The following is a 25,691-nucleotide window of genomic DNA, read 5'->3' as shown; positions in this document are numbered from 1 at the left end:
AGTGGGGGGTATGAGTACTCCGACCTGGGAAGATGTCCGCGAAGCCGCCGAAGCCGTCCATCCGTTCGTGCGACGCACGCCGGTGCTGCGCGCCGAAGTCGACGGGCGGCCGCTCGTCCTCAAGCTGGAGCATCTGCAGCGGAGCGGGTCGTTCAAACTGCGGGGTGCGGTGAACGCGCTGGTGAGCGGTCCGCTGCCGGAGCGGGTGCTGACGGCGTCCGGCGGTAACCACGGGCTGGGCGTGGCGACGGCGGCTTCGCTGCTCAACGTGCCCGCGACGGTGTACGTGCCGGAGTCCGCTCCGCAGGCGAAGACGGATCGGATCGAGGCCACGGGCGCGAAGCTCATCCGCCACGGCACGACGTACGCCGAGGCGGCCGCGAAGGCGCTCGAAGCCGCGTCCGAGCCGGGTACGCGGTACCTCCCCGCCTACGACGATCCCGCCGTCGTCGCCGGCCAGGGCACCGTCGCGGCCGAGGTGATCGAGGACGCGCCGGACGTCGACGCCTTCCTGGTCGCCGTCGGCGGTGGTGGGCTGGTCGCCGGGACGTCGCTGGCCGGGTTGCCGACATTCGCCGTCGAACCCGAAGGGTGCCGTGCGCTCAACGCGGCGCTGGCGGCGGGAACGCCGGTGGACGTGGACATCGACTCGGTGGCGGCGTCCGCGCTGGGCGCGAGCAGGATCGGGAGCGTCCCGTTCGAGGTACTCCGGACGCGGGTCACGTCCGTGCTGGTCAGCGACGCGGAACTGCTCGCCGCACGGGACCGGCTCTGGGAGGAGTTCCGGCTCGCCGTCGAACCGGCCGCGGCGGTCCCGTTCGCCGCCTGGCTGGCCGGGCGGACCGGCGGCGAGCTGCCCTGCGTCATCCTGTGCGGCGCGAACAGCGAGTGGACGCCGTGAATCAGCGCTGAACAGGAGCGGCGCGGAACTGAACCCGGAACTCCGTCCGCCCCGGACGGCTGGCCACCCCGACCTGCCCCCCGTGCGCGGCGACCACGGCCGCGACGATGGCCAGTCCGAGTCCGGTGCTGCCCGCCGCCCGCGATCGGGAATCGTCGCCGCGGGCGAACCGTTCGAAGACGTCCGGGAGGAACTCCGGCGGGATTCCCGGCCCGGTGTCGACAATGGACAGTGTCACCATGGAGTCCACTGTGGATAGAGCGGTGGTGATTTCGGTTCCGGCCGGGGTGTGCGTGCGCGCGTTGCCGAGCAGGTTGATCACCACCTGGTGCAACTGACCCGCGTCGCCGAGGACGGTGATCGGTTCGGGCGGGACCTCCAGCAGCCATTTGTGCTCCGGCCCGGAGACGTGCGCGTCGGCGACGGCGTCCGCGACCAGCCGGGAGAGATCGACCGGCTCGTGCACCACCGGGCGGCCGGAATCGAGCCGCGCGAGCAGCAGCAGGTCCTCGACGAGGCCGGTCATCCGGGTGGATTCCGATTCCACCCGCCCCATCGCGAACGCGATGTCCGGCGGCACCTCGGAGCCGGAGCGGCGAGTGAGTTCCGCGTAGCCGCGGATGGCCGCGAGCGGCGTCCGCAGTTCATGGCTGGCGTCCGCGACGAACCGGCGCACCCGGCTCTCGCTGGCCTGGCGCGCGGACAGGGCGGCCGCGATGTGCCCGAGCATGCGGTTGAGCGCGAACCCGACCTTGCCGACCTCGGTCCGCGGATCGGTGTCCACTTCGGACACTCGTTCGGAGAGCGCGACCTCGCCGCGGTCCAACGGGAGTTCGGCGACCCTGGTCGCGGTGGCGGCCAGCCGGTCGAGGGGTTGCATGGTGCGCCGGACGGTCACCGCGCCGAGCGCGCCGGCCAGCAGGATGCCGCCGATGGCGACCCCGCCGAAGATGAAACCCAGGTTCCACAAGGTATCCGTGACGTCCTTTGTGGGCAGTCCGGTGATCGCGATCCCGCCGTTGGACGCCTGCTTGGCCACCACGCGGTACTCCCCGAGCGCCCCGAGGTCCACGTCAGTCGGCTTGTCGGTCGGCGTCGACCGCAGCAGGGCCGACAGCTGGGCCGGGCCGATCGGGTCGTGGGGGAACGGGTCGGCGACCTTCGCGTCGTAGCTGGACCGCAGCACGGCCGCGACCACCCGGCCGTCCGGGAGGATGTTCACGAACAACGAACCGGTGCTCTGGCCGTAGGCACGCAGGCCTTCGGGAACCCGATCGCCACCCGGACGGCCCGGCGGCGGCGGACGGCTGGCACGTTCGCTGGTCTCGGCGATCCGCGCGTCGAGCTGGCCGAACAGGAAGTCCCGCAACGCCAGTTCGGTCACCACGCCCACCACCAGGCAGACGAGCGCGAGCAGCCCCGCGACCTGGGCGATCAGCCGCCGTCGCAGGGACCAGGGCCGCCTAGCCCGCGGGCTTGAGGACATACCCGGCGCCGCGCATCGTGTGGATCATCGGTTCCCGGTCGGCGTCAATCTTCTTGCGGAGGTAGGAAATGTACAGTTCGACGATGTTGGCCTGGCCGCCGAAGTCGTAGCTCCACACCCGGTCCAGGATCTGCGCCTTCGACAGCACGCGCTTCGGATTGCGCATGAGGTAGCGCAGCAGTTCGAATTCGGTGGCGGTCAGCGGCACCGGATCACCACCGCGGTGCACCTCGCGGCTGTCCTCGTCCAGGGTCAGGTCGCCGACGACGAGCGTCGAACCGCTCGGCCCGGCGACCCCGCCCGCGCGCCGCAGCAGCGCGCGCAATCGCAGCGCGACCTCCTCCAGGCTGAACGGTTTGGTGACGTAGTCGTCGCCGCCCGCGGTGAGCCCGGCGATCCGGTCCTCCACCGCGTCCTTCGCGGTCAGGAACAGCACCGGCAGGTTCGGCACCTCGGAACGCAGGCGGCGCAGCACCTCCAGCCCGTTCATGTCCGGCAGCATGACGTCCAGTACCACCGCGTCCGGCCGGAACTCCCTGGCGACCCGGACCGCCTCGACGCCGTCGGCGGCGGTGCGGAGGTCCCAGCCCTCCATGCGCAGGGCCATCGACACGAGTTCGGACAACGTCGCCTCGTCGTCGACCACCAGCACCCGCACGGGACTGCCGTCGGCACGGCGCAGGCCTGCCTTCGCGGAACCTGACGAAGGGACGTTCACACTGGTCATGCTGCCATCCTGAGCGCCTCCGTTGAGGCTTCCCTGTGTCCGGCCTGTGCGTTTCCTGTGAACGATCACCCGGCCGGGGCGGAATCACAGCGCGTGCCCACGGTCGGCACAGCTTCCGCACAGCGACGGCGCCGAGCATGGCCGCAACCGAGTACACGGAGGCGACCAGATGACCGAACCGACCAAACCCGGCGAGCCCGCGGGGCCGACCGAGCCCGCGACGGGAGAACCCGCCGCCTGGGGCGCGCCCGTCCCGCCCGGTACCCCCAAGAAAGCGTGGTCCGGCCGCAAGACCGCGGTCGCGGCCGGGGTGGCGGTGGTGATCGCCGCCGGCGGCGGAGCCGCGATCTGGGCGGGAACCGTCGCGAACGGGGCCGAACGCGCTCAGGGCGGGATGATGGGCGGCCCCGGCGGTGGCCGGGTGATGATCGGCCCCGGCGGGGGCATGCCGCGTGACACACTGCACGGCGACTTCGTCGTCCCGGACGGCAAAGGCGGCTACAGCACGGAGCGGCTGCAGACCGGGGAGATCACCGAGATCAGCGCGACGTCCGTCAGTCTGACCAGCAAGGACGGCTACCGGCAGGTCTACACGATCGACGCGTCGACGCGGAAGACCGGCGACCCCAAGACCGGCGAGACGGTGACGGTGACCGCCAAGGTCTCCGGGGACACCGCGACGGCGACGACCATCGGAAAGGCCGGGCAGAACCAGCGCGGCCAGACCGGCGGCCAGCCCGGTCAAGGACAACAGGGTCAGCAGGGTCAGCAGGGTCAGGGCGGTCCGCGCGCCGGCTATTGACGCACGGCGGCGAGCAGGGCGGCGGCCGTCTCGGCGGGCTCCTGTCCGGAGGTGTCGAGGACGACGCGGTCGCCGCGGGACGCCCGCATCCGCTCCGCCTCGGTGACCGCGCGGGCGGCCACCCGGTCCCGCACACCGGGTGGCGCGCCACGGAGTTCGTCGCCTGCCAGCAGCGCGGAGTCGCCATCGGACCGGCGCCGGACGCGTTCGGCGAGCGCCGCGGCGTCCGCGTCGAGATGGACGACGGTGACCTCCTCGAAGACCCGGCGGTGCTCCGGGCGCAATTCTCTGGCCACGACGAGAAGTCGCCGCGCTCCAGCCTCACGGTAGCCGCGCCAGAGTGCCGCGAGGTTCGCCGCCTCCAACGCCGGGTCCGGGCCGGGGTGGGCGAACCCGAGCTGCGCGAGATCGACATAGGCGACCGGCGTCTCCTGCTGCCAGAAGTCCCGCAGCACCCGCCACGCGGCCGTCGACTTGCCGACCGCCGTCGGACCGGTCACCACGGTCACCGGTCCGGGCAGAGGCTCCCCCAGGTCCGGTCGGCGGACCGGTCCGTCGGCCACGACGCAACGCCGGAACAAGGCCTCCACGGTCTGTTCCGGGCGCTGGCCGGTCGTGTCCATCTCCTCGCCGAAGCCGGTGCGGTCGTAGGCGGCGGCCACCGCGAAGAGGTCGGGCAGGGCCTCGGCCGGCGAACCACGGCCGAGGAAACGGCTCCGCAGTTCGTCACGATCGCAGGTCAGGCGGACGAGCGTGAGGTCGAAGTCGCGGCCCTCGAAGGACGACTCGACACCGTTTTCGGGATCCACCACCCCGGACACGACGACCTGCCGGGTGCCCCGGTGGCGCAGGATCTCCAGCACCTGGAGCAGATTGGCCGCCTTGATCGCGTGCGCGGCTTCGCCACCACCTGGCGGTGGACCGATCAACCCGAGCTGGTCGATGTCGACGTACGCGACGTTGCCACCCGCTTCCACGACGCGCGTGTACAAACCCCAGGCGGTGGTCGATTTCCCGGCGCCCGGTGCCCCTGTCGTCCAGAGCACGGGCGTCTTCGCGGCCCTCATGGCTTTCGATCTTAAGAACCTTTGTCCACCGAAATAGGGCAGAGTTGGGCGCGTGCGGGACATCAGTGGTTCGCTGGCGAGGCAGGCCGGTGCGGTCGCGGCCGTCTGTCTGGTCTCCGACGCCGGGATATACCTCATCGCCGGGCCGCCGCTCTCCCTCGGCTGGCAGGCGTGGGTGGTGCTGTTCGGCGGGATTCTCGCCAACATCGCGCTCGCCGGGCCGTCTCGGTACTCGGGCTGGGTTTCGGCCGCGCACGCCACACTTCTCATCGCCGCGCCGCTGCTGTTGTTCCCCTACGACCACTACCTGCAGGCCACCAACGCGGGCGTGCTGATCGCGGGATACCGTGCGGGCGCCTGGCTCTCGACCAAACCCGCGGTGGCCGCGCTCGCCGCGATGCTCGCCGGGCTCGTCGCCTGCAACCTCATCCCGGTCGACCGCGGCGACCGGGACTGGCGGTTGCTGATCATCGACGTCGGCGTGAGCGGACTGCTCCCGTGGATGGTCGGCCGTTACACGACCGCGCGGCGCGCGTACATCGCCGATCTTCAACGCGCGGAAGAACAGCGACGGCAGCACGAAGCCGAGGCGGTGCGCCGTGCCGTCATCGAAGAGCGCACGACGATCGCCAGGGATCTGCACGACGTGATCTCCCACCACGTCAGCGCGATCGGCGTGCACGCCGGGGCCGCACGGCTTGGTTTGCCGGACGGCGAACCCGCCGTACGGCGTTCGCTCTCCGCCGTCGAATCGTCGAGCCGGGCCGCGATGGCCGATCTCCGGCGCCTGCTGGATCTGTTGCACGGCAAGGAGAACGGAGACGCGCAGCGGCAGCCGGGGTTGGACAATCTCGACGAGCTGCTCGAAAACCTCCGCACCGCCGGACTTCCGGCGCGGATGACCAGTCACGGTGGACCGCGGGAACTGCCGGGCTCGGTCGACATCGCGCTGTACCGCATCGCGCAGGAGGCGCTGACGAACGCGCTCCGGCACGGGCTGGACAGCGTCGTGGAGATCGACCTCTCCTACCGGCAGACCGAGGTCGTCCTCACCATCACGAACGAGATCGGCCGTCCGAGCGGGGGCTCGTCGGCCGAGTCGACGAAACGCGGTCTCGCCGGGATCAGGCAGCGCGTCGCGTTGTTCGGCGGGCACGCGGAATGCGGGCCGCTGGACGACGGGCGGCATTGGCGGGTTCGAGTCGGTTTTCCTTTGGAGGTCGAGTGATCCGGGTTCTGCTGGCGGACGACCACGCGATGTTCCGGTCCGGAATGCGCGCGGTGCTGGACACCCAGGCGGACTTCGAATGCGTCGGCGAGGCCGCGGACGGACGCGAGGCCGTCGCTCAAGCGGCCGCGCTGCGCCCGGACGTCGCGGTGCTCGACGTCCGGATGCCCAAATTGGACGGACTGGCCGCGACCGAGGCGATCATGTCGGCGCCCGGCAACGACACCCGCGTCCTCGTGCTGACGACCTACGACTCCGACGAGTACGTCTACCGCGCGCTGCGGGCCGGGGCGAGCGGATTCCTGTTGAAGAGCCTCGCGCCCGAAGAACTCGTCTCCGCCATGCGGGTGGCCGCGCGCGGCGACGCGCTGATCGACCCGACGGTGACCCGGCGGCTGGTCTCGACCTTCGCCACCAGCATCGAACCCGTCGCCGCCGAACCGGCGGAACTGGAACGGCTCACCTCCCGCGAACGCGAGGTCCTCCTGCTGGTCGCCGACGCCTCCAGCAACGCGGAGATCGCCGCGCATCTGCACGTCGGCGAGGAGACGGTGAAGACGCACGTTTCCCGGATCCTGGCGAAGCTCGGGCTGCGGGACAGGGTGCACGCCGTCGTCTACGCCTACCGCAACGGTCTCGTCGGCGGCCGGTGATCAGTTCGCCGGACGCGGCCGCCGGTGACAGAATCGCTCCAGGGCACGTCGAGGCGGGGAGCTGCGAATGAAGCGCTGGATCACGCTCACGATCGGGCTGGTCTTCCTGCTGGTGGGCGGCGTTTGGGTGCTCCAAGGCGCCGGCGTGCTGACCGGCAGCTTCATGACCGGGCAGAAGCTGTGGTTCCTGATCGGACTCGTCGCGTTCCTGGTCGGGGTGGTGCTGGTGGCGGCCACCGCCCGCCGGGGCAGGCGAGCGCCCACCGACGACCGGTCGTGAGTCCCTCAAAGCTGCAGCAGCACCCTCAGTCACACCTTCCCCAGTACATGAAGGACCCCTTCACTGCGCTAGGCGCAAGGAAGGGGACCATCATGTACCTCCCGCGAGCAGGGTCGCAGGTGACGCGAAACCGTACATAAGGACATCAATCGGTCACCCGCCCGCAGGGGTTTGTCCTTTGTGGACATTGGGCATCGGCCGACCCTCGTCGGTCGCGTTCGAAGCGTCCTAACGGCGTCAGCGGATCTGGAAGATCGGGTAGCCGGGCGCGATCTCCCGGAGCTTTTCGTCGGACGCCTTCGCGTCGACACCGTCGAAGAACACGCCTACCTCGAACTTCCAGCGCTTGAGGTAGGCGCGCAGGATGTCGGGCTTCTCGTCGTCGGCGAGTTCGGTGCAGGTGAACGTCTCGGTGCGGCGCCCGACCTTGAGTTCCCCCTCGCCCGCGACACGCAGGTTCCGCACCCACTGCGTGACGCCGCGCGGAGCGACCAGATAGCGCTCGCCGTCCAGCTTCAGCAGATTGACCGGGACCGAGCGGAGTTCGCCGCTCTTGCGACCACGGACCGAGAGGACCCGGCTGCCGAAGACGCTGACGCCGAGCTTCGTCAGCTTGAGCACGAACTCGTTGAACGCGTTGGTCGCCTTCGCGGGCTTGATGTAGCGAGGGGCGGTCATCTCGGCTCCTGAAAGTTTGGGAGAGCAGCGCTCTCCGTTAAGAGCAGGGAACACCAGAGCACCGCTTCACGTCAAGAGCAGTGCTCTCATTTAGGTGCGATGCTCTACAGTGAGAGCGTGCCCGCCACCCAGACCGCACGTGAACGCGCCCGTGCCGAGCTCACCCGTGAGATCAAGGACGAAGCCCGCCGCCAGCTCGCCGAGGTCGGCGCGCTGGGCCTTTCACTCCGCGCCGTCGCGCGGGAACTCGGCATGGTCTCGTCGGCGCTCTATCGGTACTTCTCCAGCCGTGAACAGCTGCTGACCGCCTTGATCATCGATGCCTACAACGCCGTCGGCGAGGCAGCGGAGGCCGCCGACGCGCCCGAGAAGAGTCCGCTGGAACGGTGGGAATCGATCTGGCGAGCGGTCCGCGCCTGGGCGAAGGCGCATCCGCACGAGTACGCGCTGATCTACGGTTCGCCGATCCCCGGCTACCAAGCCCCGCGGGACACCATCACGCCCGCCGGCCGGGTGGCGTTCGCGCTGGTCGCCGTCTTGCGTGACGCGAACCTGCGGGTCGAGACCGAGGTCGGCGAAATGCCCGTCGAGCTGATGCACCAGCTCGACGCCGTCACCGAGACCCTCCGCGTCAACCTGGCCCCGGAGACGGCGTCCCGCCTGATCATGGCCTGGACCCAGCTGTTCGGGATGATCAACTTCGAGTCGTTCGGCCAGTACGTCGGCAGCGTCGACCCATCGGACGCGTTCTTCGCGCACGGGACCCGTCAAATGGCCGAGTTCGTCGGGATCAGGATGACCGGCTGAGCGCGGTCCACGAGCGCATCAGCAGCTGGACGGCGTCCACCACGTCCTCGTCACCGGTCCCCTCGGGACTGAGGAAACGCTGCAGCAGGAGGCCGTCCTCGAGCGCGTGCAGGATCAACGCCAGGAAGGCCGGGTCGGCGGGCGGTTCCACGCCCCGCGCGGCGAGTTCGGTCTTGACCGAGGTCTCCAGCAACGCCCTTGTCGACTTCTCGCCTTCACCGACCAGCGGCCGCGCCTCGGGATTCCGCAGGGCGTAAAGCGCCAGTTCGGTGCGCAGGGTCAGCCAGCCCGCGAGATGTTCGGCGCGCTCGACGTTCCAGACGCGCAGCCGGTCCATCATCTCGGCGAAGGAACCGACGCCTTCACGCAGCGCGGTGACCTCCTCGGCCTCGCGCTGGGTCCGGCGGCGCAGCAGTTCGACGACCAGCTCGTGTTTGCCGTCGAAGTTGCCGTAGAAGGCACCACGCGTGAATCCGGCCCGTTCGGCGATCTGCTCGACCGACGTGCCGTTGACCCCGCGTTCGGCGAACAGCTCGGCGGCCGCCGCGAGCAGGCGCCGTTTGGTCTGCTCGCGACTTTCTTCTCGCGTCAAGCGCTTCGCCGCCACATGGCGATCCTAGAGTTCGCTGCCCTTACGCCCGCTCAGCCACACCCCGCCCGCGAGGACGGCGAGGGCAACCACGACGACCAAGGCGGTGAGCGGCCACAGCGCTTGGCTCGCGAAGAAGGCGGAGACGGCACCGAAGAGCACGGCGACCAGGAGCAACGGCGTGGTCCGGACGGCTGCGGCGGCGGGGGCGGTGGCCATGGGAGGTTTCCCTTCGGAGGCGGTGCGCGGAACACTCGGTTTCACGGAGGGACTGCCCCGGTTCGGCGGCCTTACGCAGGCTGGGGCACGGATCACCCTTCCGGGCGAGATATCCGCGTGGCGGCTAACGTCACGCCGGGGACGACATCGAGGGAAAGGCGGCTCGCGGTGGAGAAGTGGGCGGAGCAGGTCGGCAGGATCCGGGTCATCGGAACCGGGGTGATGGGCCGCGGCATCGTCCAGCTCGCCGTGACGGCGGGGCTCGAAGTCGAGCTCGCCGACGCCCAGCCCGACGCCGTCGAGAAGGCCATCGACCATGTCTGCGCGATGCTCGGCAAACTCGCCTCGAAGGGCAAGATCACCGAAGAGGCCGCCGCGTCCGCGAAGGATCGGCTGATCGCGGTCGCCGATCCGCTGGCCCCCGCCGACGGCATCGACCTGGTCGTCGAAGCGGTCCGCGAGGATCTGGAGATCAAACGCGCGCTGTTCGCCGAACTGGAACGCGTCTGCGGCCCGGACACGGTGTTCGCCACCAACACCAGTTCGCTTTCGGTCACCGAGATCGCCGCCGCGCTGAGCGATCCCGGCAGGCTGCTCGGACTTCACTTCTTCAACCCGGTCCCGCTGATGCGGCTGGTCGAGGTCGTCCCCGGCGCACGCACTCACGCCTGGCTGCCGCCCGCGATGACCGAACTCGTCCGCCGCTGGGGGCACGAACCCGTGCTCGCCCGCGACGCCCCTGGCTTCCTGGTCAACCACGCCGGCCGCGGGCTGGGCACCGAAGCACTGCAGATCCTCGCCGAAGGGATCGCGAGCCCGGCCGAAGTCGACCGCGTCGCGCGTGATGTGCTCGGCTTGAAACTCGGCCCGTTCGAACTGCTCGACCTCACCGGTCTCGACGTCTCGCACGCGGTGCTGGAAAGCATCTGGAGCGGATTCCACAGCGAACCGAGGCTGCGGCCGTCGTGGCTGACGCGCCCGCGCGTCGCCGCCGGGCTGTTCGGACGCAAGAACGGCGAGGGCTTCTACCGCTACGTCGACGGTGCGCAGCAGGCCGAGCCCGAGCCGACGGCGCCGGAAGCGCCCACGACGCCGGTGTGGGTCGAAGACGAACGCCTCGGCACGCTGCTGTCGTCGGCGGGGATCCAGGTCGTGCACACGGCCTATCCGGACACCGTCCTGATCGTCAGCCCGGTCGGATCATCCACTGTGGACGCCGCGTTGGCGGCCGGTCTCCCGGCGGAACGCGTCGTCGGGGTCGATCCGCTCGGCGGCTACGGAAAACGCCTGACGCTCTCGGTGCACCCCGCGCTCGATCCGGCCGCCGGCCGCACCGCCTGGGGCGCGCTCGCCGCGACCGGGCTGCCGGTGACCGTGGTCCGCGACGGCCCCGCGCCGATCGCGCAGCGGCTGCTGGCGTCGATCGTCAACACCGCCTGCTTCATCGCCGGACAGCGGCTCGCGACGCCGGAGGACATCGACACCGCCGTCCGGCTCGGACTCGGTTACCCACGTGGACCGCTGACCTGGGGTGAAGAGGCGGGCGCCGAGCTCCTCCTGCGGGTGCTGCGCGGTCTGGTCGCGAGCACCGGTGACCCGCGCTACCGGCCGAGCGGCTGGCTCACCGAACGAGTCGCCCTCGGCCTGCCGCTCACCGCCTCCGGCACCTCACCGGCCGACCTGCTCACCTGACCCGTCGACCCCCGCGTTTAGTCCTCTAAACGCGGTAGTTGCACGCGCAAGGACCGCATTCAGAGGACTAAACGCGTAGTACACGAAGGCGGAGCGGGTGAAGGCCCCCTTTCCCTCGACTGAGCCGAGGGAAAGGGGGCCTTCACGCGCGATTACCGCTTACCAGCCGCGGTCGGTCACCGCACCGTTGGACGCGTTCCAGAACACGTAGCCGCCCTGGAAGTTGTTCTGCCGTCCGCCCGAGACCGAAAACTCGTCGGTCGTCGGGTACCTCAGGTAACCGGCCTCCCACCTGAGCGCCTCCCAGCGCTGCCGAATGGCCCCCCAGACGCCGTGCGCGTCGGTCTGCATCGTCCAGTAGATGGAGCCGGCCTTGGTGAAGTGGACGTACCGGCCGATACCGTCCGGCGTCGTCGCCTCCTCCATGGTCGGGTACCCCAGGGGACCCGCCTCCCAGCCGAGCGCTTCCCACCTGACGCGGATCCGGCCCCAGATGGCCCTGGCGTCGGTCTGCACCGTGTAGTAGACCGACGCGTTCTTGCTGAAGTGGTTGAACCGGCCGATGCCGTCGGGCGTCGTCCGCTCGTCCGTGGTCGGGTAGCCGAGCTCCCCGGCCTCCGCGCCCAGCGCCTTCCACTTCATCCGGATCCGGCCGAACACCGCGTGCGCTCCGGTGTTCACCGTGTAGTAGATCGACGACTGCAGCTTTCCGGGCCACATCGGGAAGTCGTTGTAGCGACCGATGGTGTCCGGCGTGGTCATCTCGTCGCTGGCTGGCGGGCCGAATTCCTTGTGGCCGCCGAGGGCGAGGTACTGCTTGAGGATCTCGCCCTCGATATGCTTGACGCCCGTTTCCTTCGACCAGTACAGCCGTGCGCGTTCGTAAGTGCGGAAATGGACCGTTCCGTCGACCGCTTCGGGCGCGGTCGGCGCGCCGAGTCGTTGCGCCAGCGCGGGTTCGTCGCGATAGCGCTTGTCGATCGGCGTGATGTAGTTCGCCGTGAGCGTCTGGTCCGTGGCGCCCATGGTGATCTTGGTCAGCCGGCCGGTGGCCCCGGTGGACCAGCCGGTGAAGGTCGACGAACCGTCCGAAGCCACCTCGGCCGCCTGGATCTCGACGGTCGCGCCCTCGACCACCATCGCCGAAGCCGCACCGCCTTCCGGCGTGATGCCGAGTGCCGCGGCGACATTGCTGGTCAGCGTGAGCCGGTGCTCACGAGGCTTCGCGATGTAGGTCTTCGACACCTTGACACCGGCACTGTCGGTCGCCGACGCGGTGAACTCCAGGTTGGAGTCCGTGTGGTCGGTGAACGGCATGGTGAACTCAGGCCCGGTCGCGCCGTGGTCGGGATGCGCGTGGCAGACCGCGTTCTCGGGGCAGTGCCGGATCAACGTGGTCCAGGTGACCGGAAGCTCACCGTCTTCGGCGTCGGTGATCGTCGCGCCGACCTTGACCTGCTCGCCGACCGCGAACAGCCGCGCACCGGGGTCGGTCATGGTCAGCTTCGGCGAGTGGTTTCCGGGCGCCACGGCGATTTCCGTGCTCCCGGCGGCCTGCAGCCCGTCCTTCACCGTCAGCTTGGCGGTGAGCTTCTCGACACCCGCCGCGTAGGTGTGGCTGACCTTCGCACCGGTGCCGGTCTTACCGTCGCCGAAGTCCCACTCATAGGTCAGCGGCTCGTTGTCGAAGTCGTACGAAGCGGTGCCATCGAAGGAAACCGTGCGGGTGTCGGCATTCGTCTCCGAAGTGGCCACCGCGACCGGCGCCTTGTTCCCGGTGGTGTAGCTGAGCCGTCGCAGCAGACCGCTGTAGAGGTCGGCGTACACGATGTCGCCGTTGGCCGCGGCCGCGAACTTGACCGGACCGCCGATGCCGGTGAACTTCGGCGGCGTCTCCTGCGGGCGGACGAGCCGTCCTTGCGTGTCGTACTTGGCGGTCCACAGCTTCTGCGTGGCGTAGTCGCCGAAGAAGTACGCCCCCCGGTACTCCTCCGGATACGACTCTCCACTGTAGACAATGCCGCCGGTGAGGCTGTTGCCGTTGTCGACGCCCTCGCCGTGGCGGATCGCCAGCATCGGCGGGGTGTTCACCGCCGAAGCGCACTGCGCCATCGTGGAGAAACCGTCGGCGGGCTGGTTGCCTTCGAAACAAGGCCAGCCGTGGTCCGCGCCCTTCTGGACGAAGTTGACCTCTTCCCAGGTCCCCCAGCCGACGTCGCCGGCCACCGGGAGACCGGTGGCCGCGTCGAGGCTGAACCGGAACGGGCTGCGGAAGCCGCTCGCGAACACCTTCGAGCGCAGGGAGTTCGGGTTCGCGGCGGTGTAGTAGGGGTTGTCCGGCACGCCGGCGCCGTCCGCGGTGACGTGGAAGATCTTGCCGAAGATCTTGTCGAGGTCGCGCACGTTCAGCGCGAACGGGTCGGCGTCGCCCTGGAAGCGGGAGCTGTCGCCGGTCGAGACCCACACCGTGCCGTCCGGGGCGGCCACCACCCCGGTGATGCCGTGGATGTCGGTGTTGGCGAGGCCTTCGATGAGGACCTTTTCCCCGGTCAGCCCGGTCGGCTGCGCGGTGCCGGACACCGTCCAGCGCGAGGCGCGCAGGGCGATCCCGCCGGGGACGTCGACCGCGCGGGCGGTGTAGATCGTGCGGGAGGTGGCGTAGTCGGGCGCGATCGCGATCCCGATCAGACCGAGATCCCCGGTACTGCGCACGGGCAGGTTGGCGACGGTCTGGACCTGTCCGGTGGTGGACACCCAGGCGACCTTGCCGCCCTTGCCGGTGGTCAGGATCGATCCGTCGGGCAGGTAGGCGAAGTCGGTCAGGTCGAGCGCGGCCTGGCCGCTCGGCTGGTCCCGCAGGACAAAGCCGGGCGGCAGCGTCGGCGCCGCGGACGCCACGGTGGACATCAACGGCGCGAGCAACGTCGCCACCATCAACGCCACGACGGCGTGACAAAGCGCACGGATTCTCGAAGGCATGCGAGGGCCCCTTTCCCCAGTCGAACGTCTCATCGACCGGGTCTACGTGGGCATTTCACACTTTCGAGCGCCTTTATGGAACTGTGATCACCAGCGCCGGTCGATCATCTGACCCGTGGTCCGGTTCCAGGTGACGTAGCCGCTCTGGAAGCTGTTCTGCCGTCCGATCTGGATGGTGAACTCGTCCGTCGTAGGGTAGCGCAGGTACGACCGTTCCCAGCCGAGCGCGGCCCAGCGCTGCCGGATCGCCCCGTAGACGGCGTGCGAATCGGTGGCCATCGACCAGTAGACGGAGCCCGCCTTCGTGAAGTGGTTGAACCGGCCGATGCCGTCCGGGGTCGCCGTCTCGTCGGTCGCGGGGTAGCCGAGCGGCCCGGCCTCCCAGCCCAGCGCCTCCCACCTCGCGCGGATCCGGCCCCAGATCGCCTTGGCGTCGGTCTGCACCGTGTAGTAGACCGACGCGTTCTTGCTGAAGTGGTTGAACCGGCCGATGCCGTCGGGGGTCGGCAGTTCGTCCGTCGTCGGGTACCCGAGCGGTCCGGCCTCCCAGCCCAACGCCGCCCACTTCACCCGGATCCGCCCGTAGACCGGATGCGCTCCGGTCGCCATGGTCCAGTAGATCGACGACTGCAGCGTGCCCGGCCGGTTCGGGAAGTGGTTGTACCGGCCGGCACCGTCCGCGGTGGCCGTCTCGTCGGTCGCGGGCGGCCCGAACTTCCGGTGCCCGCCCTGCGCGAGGTACTTCGCCAGGATCTGGCCCTCGATCTGCTTCACGCCGGTCTCGGCGCTCCAGTAGAGCCTGCCGCCCGTGTACGGCCGGTAACGCACGGTGCCGTCGACGACCTCGGGGCCGGTCGGGGCGCCGAGTCGTTGCCGCAGGGCGGGTTCCGCCTGGTAGCGCTTGTCGATCGGGGTGAGGTAGGTGGCGGTCAGGGTCAGGTCGCGCGGCGGGACGGTGATGGTGATCGTGCGCGACGTCCTTCCGTCGGACCAGTTGGCGAAGGTCGAAACACCGTCCGCGGCGACCTCGGCCGCGACGACCTCGAACGTCGCGCCCTCGGCGACCATCGCGGTGCCGACCCCGCCTTCGGCCGGGATCCCCAGCGCCGCCGGGACGTTGCCGGTCAACGTCAACAGATGTTCACGCGGCCGGGCGACGTAGGTCTTGCTCGCCCTCACCCCGGCGCCGTCGGTCACCGCCGCGGTGATCTCGACCCGGGAATCCTGGTGCTCGGTGAACGGCATGGAGAACGACGGCCCGGTGCCGGGAGCGCCGGGATGCGCGTGACAGGTCGCTTCCTCCGGGCAGTGCCGGATCAGCGTGGTCCAGGTGATCGGCAGCGCACCGTCCTCGGCGTCGGTGGCGCCCGCGCCGACGACGACCGGTTCCCCGACCGCGTAGGTGCGCGCGCCGAGATCCGTCATACCCAGTTCCGGTGAGTGGTTCGCCGGGACCACGACGACGTCCGTGCCGCCGGTGGCGCCGAGGCGGTCGGTGACGGTCAGCCGCGCGGTCACCGTGCCCACTCCCGCGGCGTAGGGGTGGCTCACGCGGACTCCGCTCTGGCTCGTGCCGTCACCGAAATCCCAGTAATAGGTGAGCGGATCGCCGTCGAAGTCGTAGGAGCCGGCGCCGTCGAAGGTCACCGTCCTCGTCGACGGCTCGGTGCTCGACGTCGCCACCGCCACCGGTTCCGCGTTGGCCCCCGGATAACTGAGCCGCCGCAGGTTCCCGGTGTAGATGTCGGCGTAGACGATGTCGCCGTTGGCCGCGGCCGCGAACTTGACCGGGCCACCGACGCCGGTGAACCGCGGCGGCCGTTGCGGCGGCTGGACAAGCCTGCCCTGACCGTCGTACGTCATCGTCCAGATCTTCTGCGTGACGTAGTCGCCGAAGAAGAACGCGCCCCGGTATTCGTCCGGATAGGACGATCCACTGTAGACGATCCCCGCGGTGACGCTGTTGCCTTCGTCGATACCGGAACCGTGGTGATACGCGGTGATCGGCGGGGTGTTGACGACACCCGCGCAGCCGGCCAGGCCGGAGTACCCCGGCGTCGGAGAGTTCCCTTCCCAGCAAGGCCAGGCGTGGTTCTCGCCCGGCCGCACGACGTTCACCTCTTCCCAGGTGTTCCAGCCGACGTCGCCGACGACCGGGAGACCGAGGCGTGGATCGAGTGAGAATCGGAACGGGCTGCGGTAACCGCTGGAGAAGATCTTGGAGCGGTTCGAATTCGGCGCCGCCGCGGAGTAGAACGGGTTACCGGGGACGCCCACGCCGTCCGCGGTGACGTGCAGGATCTTGCCGTAGAGCTGATCGAGGTCGAGTGCGCGCAACGCGTCGGGATCCATCCTGGTGAAGTCGGCGGCGTCGCCGATGGAGATCCACAAAGTACCGTCGTCCGCCGCGACGAGCCCCGTGACGCCGTGGACGTCGTGGAAACCGGGGAGGTCGACGAGCACTCGTTCGTTCGCGAGGCCCGTGGGAACGTCCGCGCCGGTCACCGTCCAGCGCGCGACCCGCATGGTGAACCCGCCGCCCGCGTTGAACGACCACGCGAGGTAGATCTGGCGCGACGTCGCGAAATCCGGTGCGACGGCGAGGCCGACGAGGCCGAGGTCACCGTTGTCGTGCACGGGAAGTGTCGCGATCGTCCGCGACTGGCCGGTGTCGGACACCCATGCGACCTTGCCGCTCTTGCCGGTGCTGAGCACGGAACCGTCCGGCAGATAAGCGAAATCGGTCAGGTCGAACGCGGCCTGCCCGCTCGGCTGATCACGAAGGACGAACCCGGACGGCAAGGTGGGCGCCCCGTTCGCTTCCGGAGCGCCCACCCAACCCGGGAGAAGCAAGAGGGAAACCGACAGCGCGACGAGCACGCGAGTGAGTACCCGGTTCCTGATCATCCGCACTTCCCCATTTCCGGCGTGTCATGGACACGTCGCCGGGAACGGGAAAGTCATTGCCGCCGGGGGCTTTCGTTTATCCCAACGACACCGAACCGCAATGATCCGCACCAGAACGCTGGCTCACGGTGGTCGTGCGTGGCGATTCGGGTTATCGAGTGGTAAGGCAAACGTGGCGCGTTCGGGCGGGATGGGAGGCCCGGGTGACGTGGCACCGCACTCGCGTGCTTGACGCCGGATCTCGTGTGCTTGGAGGCGTAACACCCGAGCGCGGCATCCAGCACGCGAGCTACGCCTTCGCTCGGCTCGCCACCCCGGCGAACAGGCCCATCCACAACTACGACGTGCCGTGAAGGCCCCTTTCTCGCAGCTCAGCCGAGGAAACTCGACCTTCACACCTTCCCTCGGTACATGAAGGCCCCCTTCCTTGCGCCTGGCGCAAGGAAGGGGGCCTTCATGTACTTCACCGCAAGCAAGGGGACCGGAAATACCGCACGTCACGACCCACGCCTCACCGGAAGCGTCAGGCCACGACCTGCACCACGTCGCCACTCTGCAGAGTCGTGAAGTACTTCTGCGAAGCCGCCGCGGCCAGGTGGATGCAGCCGTGCGAGTACACCGACAGGCTGCCGGTGTGGAAAGCGATCCCCGGCAGGAAGAACACCGAGTTCGGCATCGGCGCGTCGAACTGCTTCGAATGGTAGTTCTTGACCTTGGCCGAAACGTGGAAGACCCCGGTCGGCGTCGCGTGGCCCTTCTTGCCGGGGAGCTGCTTGACCGGACCGTAGATGACCTTGCCGTCCTGCAGCAACCAGGTCTTCAGCGCGGAGAGGTCCACGCAGGCGCTCACGCCCGGGGAGGCCAGCGCGGCCTTGCACGGGACGTCGGCGGCGTTCGCGGCGGGTTTGGCCGCCGGTTTCGGCGTGGGCTTCGGCGTCGGCTTGGGCTTGGGCTTTGAGGACGTCGGCTGCGGTGTGGAGCTGGAGCTGCTCGGCGTCGGTGTCGGTGACGACGTGGCAGGTGCCGAGGACGGCGCCGACGTGGTCGTGGTCCCGGAGGCCGGGTCACCCTGCGCGAGGGCGCCACCACCTGGCGCGCCGCCACCGGTGTTGCCGGAACACGCGGTCAGCACCAGCGCGGTGGCCAGTGCGGTCACCCCCACCAAGAACCTCTTCACGACCCTTACCCCCGTTTGTCCGTAGTCCGTCCGACATGGGTAAAGACGGAACTCACCCGTCCGGGGTTGTTGATCGGAAGGTCACGATCACATCTCAGGGCTGGCAGGCAGCGCCCTGCCGACGTCGATCGCGGCCGCGGGTTCACCTGCGGAAATCAGGGCACGCGGCCGACGACTCTCGCGTACATCCTGCCCGGGTTGGCGCCCTCGTCCAGGTATCCGGGCAGCGGCGGCAGGTCACTGGCGAACACGGCCAGCCGGTCGAACAGTTCGTTCGCGTCCGCGGGACGTCTGTCCGGGTCCTTCTGCAGCAGATCCGCGAGCAGGGCGTTCAGTCCGCCCGGGACACCGTCCACTTCGGCCGGGCTTTCCTTGACCTGCTTCTCGAACACCGCGTACGCCGTCGGCCCGGTGAACAGCTGCCTGCCGGTCAGCATTTCGTGCAGGACGCAGCCCAGCGCGTACAGATCGCTGCGCGGGCCGGCGATCCCGCGCTGGATCTGCTCGGGCGCCATGTACGCGGGTGTGCCCAGGATCTGCCCGGCGCGGGTGAACTGGGCGACGTCGGTCTCACGCAGCATCGCGAGCCCGAAGTCGAGCACCTTCACACTGCCGTCGGGACACAGCATGAGGTTCGTCGGCTTGAGATCGCGGTGGCAGATCGAAAGCGCGTGCGCGGCCGACAGGACGGCGCACGCCTGCGCGGCGATCGCGGCCGCCCATGGCACCGGCAGCGGTCCGTGTTCGGCGGCGAGATCGGCGACGGTCACGCCCTCGATGAACTGCATGACCTGGTACAACCGCTCGTCGTAGGTGCCGAAGTCGTACAGCGTCGGCGCGCCCGCGTGCTCCAGGGTCGCGAGGATCCGCGCCTCCCGGATGAAACGCTGTTCGAGTTCGGCGTCCGGACCGCCGGGAAGCCCGAGGAACTTCACCGCGACGCGGCGGCCGAGATGCCGGTCGTGGCCCGCGTAGACCGCGCCCATCCCACCCCGGCCGAGCGGCAGCTCGTCGAGTTCGTAGCGGTCGGCGATAAGCAACCTAATTCTCCGGGATGAGCTGGCCTTCGGTGAGCCCTGCCAACCCTAGCCTCACCAGCTCCAGACCCGATTCAGCCGCCTCGCGTACTGCCTCCTCGAACTCCGCGAGCCGGGTGAAAGCCTCCCCGTGCGCACGCTGGGCCTCGATCGGCAGGCGCGGAATCCGGGTGCGTTTGAGGTCGATCCGGGTCGAGGAGGTCGGCGCGATCTGCCCGGCCGCGCGCAGACAGCCGGCGAGGAACGCCGCGTCCAGTCGTTCCGGATCGGTGCGATACTTCGACATCGACGGCTCCACCTCGATGGATGGTCCACTGTGGACATACGCGGGCACCGCCGGGGACGCGACGACGTCACCCTCCTCCACCGTCTCCGGGATACTCAGCACCCCGGACTTCAGCAGCTCGGCGATCGTGGTGAACGCGGGTTTCTCAGCGGACACGACTAGCGACGGGGGTTCTGGCCGGATCTCCTCGAACCGCCGTCGTGTCGCGAGGAAGGCCTCGCCCGCGTGTTCGTCCCTTGCCTGATGCCGCGCGGGGGAAAGGTCGATCTCCTCGTCGAGCAGGTCGATGACCGGGACCGCGCCCGGCACCTCGACGCCCCGCAGGTGCTCCCGCCATTGTTCCTCCACAGTGGACGGATCGGCGAGCAGGAGCAACCGGGAGGGCGGTCGTTCGCCGGGTTTCGGCCGCCGCAGCAGCCAGAGATCCGCGCCGCCGACCGTCACGATCGCGCGCAAGGCCCCGGCCCGCAACAGGTTCCCGCGGATCCGGCGGCCGGTCCGGCGCGCGGCGGCGGCGGGCGGCATGCGGATCACGACCAGCCCGCCGGGTTTCACGTGTGCGAGACAGTGCTGCACCCACGCCAGTTCCGGCTCGCCGCGTGGCGGCTGGCCGTACTCCCAGCGTGGGTCGCCGACGAGTTCGTCGTAACCCCATTCCCGATCGTTGAACGGCGGGTCGCAGACGACGGCGTCCGCGAGAACTCCTTCGTAGGAGTCCATCGGCAGGGCGTCCGCGCCGTACATCTCCATCTGAGCGCCCGCGAGCAGCAGCCGGTGCGCCGCGATGCACGAGATCGCCGGGTCGTCGGTCTGACCGAGCAGCCGGGTGCCGCCGGAGGCGAGCAACAGCGTCCCGAGCCCGCACGCGGGATCGAGGACGACACCGGGGTCGGGGCCGATGAGCCGGGACATCAACGCGGCCACCGGTTCCGGGGTGATGGACAGTTGCCGCGAGTGCGCCTCGACGAAGCGTTCGCACAGGAACTCGAAGGCCTCCCGCGCACCCCGCTCGTCGGCGAAGCGGTCCAAGAGTTCGAGCAATTCGGGATCGTCGTGGCGGGGCGAAAAATCCCACTCTCGCGAGCCCCGGTGTGACAGGAACGTGCCCGCCCTGCCGATTCTCGAGCTCAGCCACAGGTCGTCACCGAGGTTCCGCAGCCGCTGCCAGATCCGGTCCCCGAGCGAGATCTCGAACGGCTTCCCCCGCTCACGCAGCCAGTTTTCGACATCGCGCAGCGAAAAGAGGGGGCTCGACACCGTCCCGCCGACGGGCGGCGGAAAATCTCCGTAACGTCGACGCCAGTTGCTCACCGCGGCGCGGCCGACGCCGGCGATATGCGCGATGTCCGCCGCGCTGACGGTGGCTTGCTCCTCCATCGGCGCATCGTAACCGACAGCTGACGATTCCAGCCCTTTATTTGTGAACTCAGTACACAGCTGCTTTACTGGGTCCCATGACGTACACCCTTCGGTACGCGGCCGGCTCGGACGTCGGGCGGCGCCGTCAGGTCAACCAGGACTCGGTCTACACCAGCCCCAGGATGTTGGCCGTCGCCGACGGTATCGGCGGCCAGCCGCACGGCGAGGTGGCCAGCGCCGAGGCGGTCGATGTCCTGTCCCGGCTCGACGCGGACCTCCGCGGTTTCGACCTGGCGGAGGTCGACCTGACGGAGGTGCTCTCCGGCGGCCTGCGCACCATCGACGACCGGCTCGCCGCGACGGCCGAGCAGGAACCCGAGACGCGGGGCATGGGCACCACCCTGACGGCGGTGCTGTTCGACGGGGCGCACTTCACAGCCGCCCACATCGGCGATTCCAAGGGATACCTCCTCCGCGGAGGCACGCTTCAGCGCTTCACCCGCGACCACACCCTCGCGCAGGCCCTCGCGGACGACGGCCGCATCGACCCGTCAGAGGTCGAAGGTCACCCTCGCGGCTCGCTGCTGATGAAGGCACTCCTGAGCACTGGAAGCGGCGAGGCCGACATCTGGGCCTTCGACGCCGCGCCCGGAGACCGTCTCCTGCTGTGCTCGGACGGGCTGACGGCAACGGTTGTCGAAACCGTTATCAAGGACGTCCTGGGCGCCTTCCAAGATCCCGCCGAGACCGTCCCGAGGCTGATCCACCTGGCCAACGAAGGCGGCGGGCCGGACAACATCACCTGCGTCGTCGCCGACGTCCTCGCCCCGGCGCACGCCTGAGGCCGCCGACCGGAAACCCAGGTCAGACCCGCCTTCGAAGGACCGAAAGGGCATCCGGTAAAGTTCTCCACGGAGGATTGGCCGAGCGGCCTAAGGCGCACGCTTGGAAAGCGTGTTGGGTTCACGCCCTCGCAGGTTCGAATCCTGTATCCTCCGCCGTCAGCAAGGCCCCGGACGTTCCGACGTCCGGGGCCTTGTTGATTACTTAGCAGGACCTTCACTTAACAGAGTCAGTTGATCACGCTAAGTTTGATGGTGGTCGTTCCAGCCCCCGACGTCCCAAGGAGTCCGCCAAAATGGCCGGAGTCGAAGAGATCCGCGCTGGTATCGCGCTCGCGAACGAAAAAGCATCCGCGGGTATCGCCGCACTTCAGCAAGCCGCGCAGTCTCTCGAAGAAGCCCAGCTTTCGCTTTCCCAGGCCACGCAGGGCAGCACCCAGCACGAAGTGAGCCAGGCGCACGGGCTTCTCGCCGAGGCCCTGCAGGGCATCACCGGTATGCAAAGCACCATCCAGGCCGGCATCTCGTCGGCCGAGTCGTACTCGACCCGCCTCTAAGCATGTACCTCGAGGAACTGCAGCAGCTGCTGACGGCCGTCCAAACCGGCCTCGCCGACGGACGCACGCACGCCGAACGGGCCAGAAGCCTGCTCGAAGAGGCCCGGCGGGCCATCGTGGACCCACAGGCGCAAGCCGTGCCATGGGTGCCGTCGCAGCTGGCGCAGGCCGACGAGGGAATAGAAAATCTCCTGACGCGCCTTTCCGCCGCTGACGACCTGGTCAGCGGCTACCAATCACGCCTCTGAGATCGGCGAGCCGGTATGGGCAGCAAAGCGAGTGAACAGCGCAATCGCGTCGCCACGGCGCTGGAACGGGTCCGGCACCAGATCGGGCTCGTCCTCGGCGCCGCCGCCGGCGCCCGCCAGGCCGCCGAGGCGGAACTGGCCAAACTGGAACTGGAACAGCACATCGTCCGGGTGGGGATGAACAACTCCACCTCGGATCAGTACGCCGAATGGTCGCGGCATCCCGCCGCGGGCGAGGTGTTCGGTCTGCTCGGCAACGTGCGGAACCAGTTCTACGCGGACTGGGAAGCGGGGCCGGACGCGCTGCGCGACCTCGTCGCGCACAACGCGCCGGGTCCCGCCGGGCAGCAGCCGGGCAACTGGCTCGGCCGCGTCGGCGGGAATCCCGGCATCACCGCGCCGGGCCTGTGGCGCGTCGGCTCGGCGACCGTGCCGGGCAAGGACGTTCCGCGCACGTTCGACGTCGCGATCCCCCTCCTGGACGAGTCGCACCTGTCCATCACGTCGGCGCCGAAGACCCGGGCCGCGGTGGACGGCATCGTGCAGAACCTGCTGATGCGCGTGCTGAGCACGTTCGAGCCCGGCGCGGTGCGCGTCCACCTGTGGGACGTCGGGCAGCTGACCGCGATCCTGCCGGACCTCTATCCGCTGAGCCGCACGAGCGCGCTCACCCTGTACGACCCCGGACGGCTCGAAGACCTCCTCGACGAACTGGCCGGGCACATCCGCCGTATCCACGCGACCGGGATGCAGGCGGGCCACACGTCGCTGCGAGAGATCCGGCAGGCGAGCGGCCAGCGCGTCGAACCGTTCCGCGTCGCGGTGCTCTACGGCAACGGGGAGACCCTCGAACCCGAGCGCGCCCGCGAGCTGAAACGCGTCGCCACCGGGGCGCTCGCGGCCGGGATCTGCCTGATCCTGATCGACGTGCCGACCACGCTGTCGACGTCGGTGGAAACCTTGAGCCTGTACGACGACCGGCGCGCGACCAGCAGCATGACCGGCCCGGACCTGATCGTCGACCTCGATCCGCCGATGCCGTCCGCGCAGGTCATCCGGGCCGCCGGGCGGATCGCCGAGGCGCTGATCGCCAAACAGGGCGGACCCCGGTCGTTCGCCGACCTCCTGCCGACCGAACTGGGCAAGGAGAGTTCGGCGCGGGAACTGCGGGCGCCGGTCGGGTTCTACGAAGGTGAGCCGGTGGAGGTCGTCATCGGTGACGCCAGCCCGCACGCGCTCATCGGCGGACCGAGTGGTTCGGGGAAGACGAACTTCCTGTACTCGCTGCTCGGCAGCCTCGCGGCGCGGTACTCGCCGGACGAACTCGCGCTGTATCTGCTGGACTTCAAGGAAGGCGTCTCGTTCGCCGGGCTCGCGCCGGGACGGCGCGACGCCAGCTGGCTGCCGCACGCCAAGCTGATCGGGGTCAACGTCAACACCGACCGCGAGTTCGGCCTGGCGCTGCTGCGCTTCCTCGCCGACGAGCTGCGTCGTCGTTCGGCGGCGGCGAAACAGCACGAGGTCACCAATCTCGCGGATCTGCGCGAGCAGGATCCCAGCGGTCACTGGCCGCGGATCGTCGCGGTGATCGACGAGTTCCAGTACCTGTTCGCCGGCCGTGACGGCGTGACCTCGACAGCGACCCAGCTACTGGAGGACATCGCGCGGCGAGGCCGGTCGCAAGGCATCCACCTGGTGCTGGCGAGCCAGGACGTCGCCGGGATCGAGGCGTTCTGGGGCAAACCGGCGGTGTTCGAGCAGTGCACGCTGCGGATCGCGATGCCGAAGGCGCGGCGCGTGCTGTCCGAGACCAACAACGCGGCGGTCTCGGCGCCGAAATGGCATGCGGTGATCAACCACGATTCCGGTATCGCGCACGGGAACCAGCTCGCCCATGTGCCGGACGCGAGCAGCAAGGACGTCTTCGTCAAACTGCAGCACCGGCTGTGGGAACGGTACTCCGCTTATGCCTCCTCGGCGGGAAAGAGTGCCTCGGAGCGTGAGTCGTTCAAACGGCCACGGCTGTTCGACGGCGCGCATTCCCCGGTGCTGGAACAATTCCCGGTGTTCAACGACCTGAAGCCGACGAAGAAGCCGCGAGCGCTGCTGGGTCAGTCCATCGACGTCGACGAGGCCGCCTGCGGGGTCGAGCTGCCGAAGGCGCCCGGCCGGAACGTCGCGGTGTTGGGCGCCGCGACGGCGGAAGCACTGTCTATTATGGACTCCGCCGCGCGATCGCTCGCCCGGCAGCATCCGCACGGTTCGGTGGAATTCGTGCTTTCGTGCCCGATCGAGGCGTCCGTCCCGGCGGTGACCGAGCTGGCCGAGCGACTGCGCGCGGAGGGACACCACGCGTCACTGGTCGACGACCTTCCCGCCCGGGTAATCGATATCGCGGAGAATCTGTCCACTTTGGACAATTCGAAGGTGTTGCTGCTGTACGGCGTAGACGCCTCGATCCCCTCGCTGGAAGCCAAGGCTCCCGGGCAGTTGAAGAGCGGCTTGGACCAGCTGCGGGTACTGCTGAAGCAAGGGCCGACACACGGCGTCCACACCATCGGGTGGTGGCGCAGTGTCGCGCGGCTGAAGGACACCCTCGGGTTCGCGGGCACCGACGACATCGGCACCTGGGCCGCGTTGGACGTCCAGGGCAACGAACTGTCGCCGTTCGCCGCCGGGCAGGTCGTGCACTGGTCGCCGCGACCGGGTCGCGCGCTGTTCTTCGACCGCACGACCCACGGCGCCCCAGAGGTGATCATCCCGTTCCAGCGGCCGGAAGGGCTTCTCGATGGATGACGGCATGACAGCGGCGATGCGGTACAAGGAGGTCGTCGGCCTCGCCCGCGCTTCGGCGGAAAACCTCCGCAATTGGGAGATCGGCCGCGCGGACGAACTGGAGGCCCGGCTCGCCGAGGCACACCAGGCGGTCGCGGACGCCGCCGAACGCGAGCAGCGGGCGATCGACCGGTGCACACGCTGGTGGAAGATGGCGCAGCACAACGTCGAAGGCCTCGCCTGGCTGCCGGACGACGAAGACCCCCAGCCGGCGCCGACCGCGCGCGCCGGCTACCTGGAGCGGTATCTGGAAGAGGTCAAGCCGAGCTACCAGGAACTCGTCCAGGCCGTCCTTTCCCTGGGCTGGCGCGCCAAACGCTCCTGATCCCCTCCCG

The 25,691-nt window shown here is 69.3% G+C and carries 23 protein-coding genes and 1 tRNA gene; 13 read left to right on the top strand and 11 right to left on the bottom strand.

The genetic code is table 11. The features are described from left to right. Positions 1-10 precede the first annotated feature (10 nt). Positions 11-901 carry a serine/threonine dehydratase gene (locus tag ACZ54P_RS03805; RefSeq protein WP_465460006.1) on the top strand — a complete coding sequence of 297 codons (891 nt, stop codon included), beginning with the start codon at positions 11-13 and terminating at the stop codon, positions 899-901. Between the two features lies 1 nt (position 902). Here ACZ54P_RS03805 and ACZ54P_RS03800 read toward each other — a convergent pair whose 3' ends face one another. Together ACZ54P_RS03800 and ACZ54P_RS03795 are read right to left on the bottom strand one after the other, a co-directional pair. Next, positions 903-2,387, bottom strand: coding sequence for a sensor histidine kinase (locus ACZ54P_RS03800; protein ID WP_465460005.1), 1,485 nt, complete (start codon positions 2,385-2,387; stop codon positions 903-905). Beyond that, positions 2,365-3,114, bottom strand: coding sequence for a response regulator transcription factor (locus ACZ54P_RS03795; protein WP_465460004.1), 750 nt, complete (start codon positions 3,112-3,114; stop codon positions 2,365-2,367). Before ACZ54P_RS03795 ends, ACZ54P_RS03800 begins: the two co-directional genes overlap by 23 nt. Positions 3,115-3,283: 169 nt before the next feature. Here ACZ54P_RS03795 and ACZ54P_RS03790 point away from each other — a divergent pair, with 169 nt between their 5' ends. After that, on the top strand, positions 3,284-3,916 hold the full coding sequence (locus tag ACZ54P_RS03790) for a hypothetical protein (RefSeq protein WP_465460003.1): 633 nt from the start codon (positions 3,284-3,286) through the stop codon (positions 3,914-3,916). Here the strand turns inward: ACZ54P_RS03790 and ACZ54P_RS03785 are convergent. Beyond that, on the bottom strand, positions 3,910-4,983 hold the full coding sequence (locus tag ACZ54P_RS03785) for a DEAD/DEAH box helicase family protein (protein ID WP_465460002.1): 1,074 nt from the start codon (positions 4,981-4,983) through the stop codon (positions 3,910-3,912). The genes ACZ54P_RS03790 and ACZ54P_RS03785 overlap by 7 nt on opposite strands. Positions 4,984-5,035: 52 nt before the next feature. Between ACZ54P_RS03785 and ACZ54P_RS03780 the strand changes: the two genes are divergently transcribed. From ACZ54P_RS03780 to ACZ54P_RS03770, 3 genes are all read left to right on the top strand, one after another. Beyond that, the gene (locus ACZ54P_RS03780; RefSeq protein ID WP_465460001.1) at positions 5,036-6,211 is read left to right on the top strand and encodes a sensor histidine kinase; all 1,176 of its coding nucleotides are present in this window, start codon (positions 5,036-5,038) and stop codon (positions 6,209-6,211) included. After that, complete coding sequence (locus tag ACZ54P_RS03775; protein ID WP_465460000.1) at positions 6,208-6,864, top strand: response regulator; 657 nt, start codon at positions 6,208-6,210, stop codon at positions 6,862-6,864. Before ACZ54P_RS03780 ends, ACZ54P_RS03775 begins: the two co-directional genes overlap by 4 nt. A 67-nt stretch (positions 6,865-6,931) precedes the next feature. Continuing rightward, a complete protein-coding gene (locus ACZ54P_RS03770; protein WP_465459999.1) occupies positions 6,932-7,144 on the top strand; it encodes a hypothetical protein in 213 nt (70 codons plus the stop codon). Positions 7,145-7,381: 237 nt separating this feature from the next. Here ACZ54P_RS03770 and ACZ54P_RS03765 read toward each other — a convergent pair whose 3' ends face one another. After that, complete coding sequence (locus ACZ54P_RS03765; protein WP_465459998.1) at positions 7,382-7,822, bottom strand: nitroreductase family deazaflavin-dependent oxidoreductase; 441 nt, start codon at positions 7,820-7,822, stop codon at positions 7,382-7,384. A 117-nt stretch (positions 7,823-7,939) separates the two neighbouring features. Between ACZ54P_RS03765 and ACZ54P_RS03760 the strand changes: the two genes are divergently transcribed. Continuing rightward, entirely contained in the window at positions 7,940-8,629 is a 690-nt protein-coding gene (locus tag ACZ54P_RS03760; protein ID WP_465459997.1) for a TetR/AcrR family transcriptional regulator, read from the top strand. Here the strand turns inward: ACZ54P_RS03760 and ACZ54P_RS03755 are convergent. Both ACZ54P_RS03755 and ACZ54P_RS03750 read right to left on the bottom strand, forming a co-directional pair. Continuing rightward, positions 8,613-9,236, bottom strand: coding sequence for a TetR/AcrR family transcriptional regulator (locus ACZ54P_RS03755; protein ID WP_465459996.1), 624 nt, complete (start codon positions 9,234-9,236; stop codon positions 8,613-8,615). The genes ACZ54P_RS03760 and ACZ54P_RS03755 overlap by 17 nt on opposite strands. Before the next feature lie 9 nt (positions 9,237-9,245). Next, positions 9,246-9,437 carry a hypothetical protein gene (locus ACZ54P_RS03750; RefSeq protein ID WP_465459995.1) on the bottom strand — a complete coding sequence of 64 codons (192 nt, stop codon included), beginning with the start codon at positions 9,435-9,437 and terminating at the stop codon, positions 9,246-9,248. A gap of 168 nt (positions 9,438-9,605) precedes the next feature. Here ACZ54P_RS03750 and ACZ54P_RS03745 point away from each other — a divergent pair, with 168 nt between their 5' ends. Further along, positions 9,606-11,129, top strand: a complete 1,524-nt coding sequence (locus ACZ54P_RS03745; protein WP_465459994.1) for a 3-hydroxyacyl-CoA dehydrogenase — start codon at positions 9,606-9,608, stop codon at positions 11,127-11,129. A gap of 159 nt (positions 11,130-11,288) precedes the next feature. On the opposite strand, the gene ACZ54P_RS03740 is transcribed toward ACZ54P_RS03745, so the two are convergent. From ACZ54P_RS03740 to ACZ54P_RS03720, 5 genes are all read right to left on the bottom strand, one after another. Beyond that, positions 11,289-14,108, bottom strand: a complete 2,820-nt coding sequence (locus ACZ54P_RS03740; RefSeq protein ID WP_465459993.1) for a PQQ-dependent sugar dehydrogenase — start codon at positions 14,106-14,108, stop codon at positions 11,289-11,291. 87 nt (positions 14,109-14,195) lie between these two features. After that, entirely contained in the window at positions 14,196-17,015 is a 2,820-nt protein-coding gene (locus tag ACZ54P_RS03735; RefSeq protein ID WP_465459992.1) for a PQQ-dependent sugar dehydrogenase, read from the bottom strand. A gap of 523 nt (positions 17,016-17,538) precedes the next feature. Continuing rightward, positions 17,539-18,192: a L,D-transpeptidase gene (locus ACZ54P_RS03730; protein WP_465459991.1), complete on the bottom strand. Its 654-nt coding sequence runs from the start codon at positions 18,190-18,192 to the stop codon at positions 17,539-17,541. Between the two features lie 155 nt (positions 18,193-18,347). Continuing rightward, positions 18,348-19,232 (bottom strand): serine/threonine-protein kinase, encoded by an 885-nt coding sequence (locus ACZ54P_RS03725; RefSeq protein ID WP_465459990.1) that lies wholly within the window; start codon positions 19,230-19,232, stop codon positions 18,348-18,350. 1 nt (position 19,233) lies between these two features. Beyond that, the gene (locus ACZ54P_RS03720; RefSeq protein ID WP_465459989.1) at positions 19,234-20,892 is read right to left on the bottom strand and encodes an N-6 DNA methylase; all 1,659 of its coding nucleotides are present in this window, start codon (positions 20,890-20,892) and stop codon (positions 19,234-19,236) included. Between the two features lie 77 nt (positions 20,893-20,969). Here ACZ54P_RS03720 and ACZ54P_RS03715 point away from each other — a divergent pair, with 77 nt between their 5' ends. From ACZ54P_RS03715 to ACZ54P_RS03690, 6 genes are all read left to right on the top strand, one after another. Continuing rightward, positions 20,970-21,716, top strand: a complete 747-nt coding sequence (locus tag ACZ54P_RS03715; protein WP_465459988.1) for a PP2C family protein-serine/threonine phosphatase — start codon at positions 20,970-20,972, stop codon at positions 21,714-21,716. A gap of 71 nt (positions 21,717-21,787) precedes the next feature. Beyond that, a tRNA-Ser gene (locus ACZ54P_RS03710) sits at positions 21,788-21,872 on the top strand. A gap of 140 nt (positions 21,873-22,012) precedes the next feature. Next, positions 22,013-22,273 (top strand): hypothetical protein, encoded by a 261-nt coding sequence (locus ACZ54P_RS03705; RefSeq protein ID WP_037320341.1) that lies wholly within the window; start codon positions 22,013-22,015, stop codon positions 22,271-22,273. A 2-nt stretch (positions 22,274-22,275) separates the two neighbouring features. Further along, positions 22,276-22,521, top strand: a complete 246-nt coding sequence (locus ACZ54P_RS03700) for a hypothetical protein (protein WP_465459987.1) — start codon at positions 22,276-22,278, stop codon at positions 22,519-22,521. A gap of 15 nt (positions 22,522-22,536) precedes the next feature. After that, positions 22,537-25,317 (top strand): FtsK/SpoIIIE domain-containing protein, encoded by a 2,781-nt coding sequence (locus ACZ54P_RS03695; protein ID WP_465459986.1) that lies wholly within the window; start codon positions 22,537-22,539, stop codon positions 25,315-25,317. Further along, on the top strand, positions 25,310-25,681 hold the full coding sequence (locus ACZ54P_RS03690) for a hypothetical protein (RefSeq protein ID WP_465459985.1): 372 nt from the start codon (positions 25,310-25,312) through the stop codon (positions 25,679-25,681). Before ACZ54P_RS03695 ends, ACZ54P_RS03690 begins: the two co-directional genes overlap by 8 nt. Positions 25,682-25,691 lie beyond the last annotated feature (10 nt).

It is taken from the genome of Amycolatopsis sp. NPDC034160 (assembly GCF_055575355.1).
This window is presented reverse-complemented; position numbering and strand designations above follow the sequence as displayed.

Coding starts and splice junctions, on each gene's coding strand:
- ACZ54P_RS03705 (WP_037320341.1), top strand. CDS start 22,013: ATGGCCGGAGTCGAAGAGATCCGCGCTGGTATCGCGCTCGCGAACGAA.
- ACZ54P_RS03765 (WP_465459998.1), bottom strand. CDS start 7,822: ATGACCGCCCCTCGCTACATCAAGCCCGCGAAGGCGACCAACGCGTTC.
- ACZ54P_RS03790 (WP_465460003.1), top strand. CDS start 3,284: ATGACCGAACCGACCAAACCCGGCGAGCCCGCGGGGCCGACCGAGCCC.
- ACZ54P_RS03690 (WP_465459985.1), top strand. CDS start 25,310: ATGGATGACGGCATGACAGCGGCGATGCGGTACAAGGAGGTCGTCGGC.
- ACZ54P_RS03750 (WP_465459995.1), bottom strand. CDS start 9,437: ATGGCCACCGCCCCCGCCGCCGCAGCCGTCCGGACCACGCCGTTGCTC.
- ACZ54P_RS03785 (WP_465460002.1), bottom strand. CDS start 4,983: ATGAGGGCCGCGAAGACGCCCGTGCTCTGGACGACAGGGGCACCGGGC.
- ACZ54P_RS03805 (WP_465460006.1), top strand. CDS start 11: ATGAGTACTCCGACCTGGGAAGATGTCCGCGAAGCCGCCGAAGCCGTC.
- ACZ54P_RS03700 (WP_465459987.1), top strand. CDS start 22,276: ATGTACCTCGAGGAACTGCAGCAGCTGCTGACGGCCGTCCAAACCGGC.
- ACZ54P_RS03795 (WP_465460004.1), bottom strand. CDS start 3,114: ATGACCAGTGTGAACGTCCCTTCGTCAGGTTCCGCGAAGGCAGGCCTG.
- ACZ54P_RS03800 (WP_465460005.1), bottom strand. CDS start 2,387: ATGTCCTCAAGCCCGCGGGCTAGGCGGCCCTGGTCCCTGCGACGGCGG.
- ACZ54P_RS03770 (WP_465459999.1), top strand. CDS start 6,932: ATGAAGCGCTGGATCACGCTCACGATCGGGCTGGTCTTCCTGCTGGTG.
- ACZ54P_RS03695 (WP_465459986.1), top strand. CDS start 22,537: ATGGGCAGCAAAGCGAGTGAACAGCGCAATCGCGTCGCCACGGCGCTG.
- ACZ54P_RS03735 (WP_465459992.1), bottom strand. CDS start 17,015: ATGATCAGGAACCGGGTACTCACTCGCGTGCTCGTCGCGCTGTCGGTT.
- ACZ54P_RS03715 (WP_465459988.1), top strand. CDS start 20,970: ATGACGTACACCCTTCGGTACGCGGCCGGCTCGGACGTCGGGCGGCGC.
- ACZ54P_RS03740 (WP_465459993.1), bottom strand. CDS start 14,108: ATGCCTTCGAGAATCCGTGCGCTTTGTCACGCCGTCGTGGCGTTGATG.
- ACZ54P_RS03720 (WP_465459989.1), bottom strand. CDS start 20,892: ATGGAGGAGCAAGCCACCGTCAGCGCGGCGGACATCGCGCATATCGCC.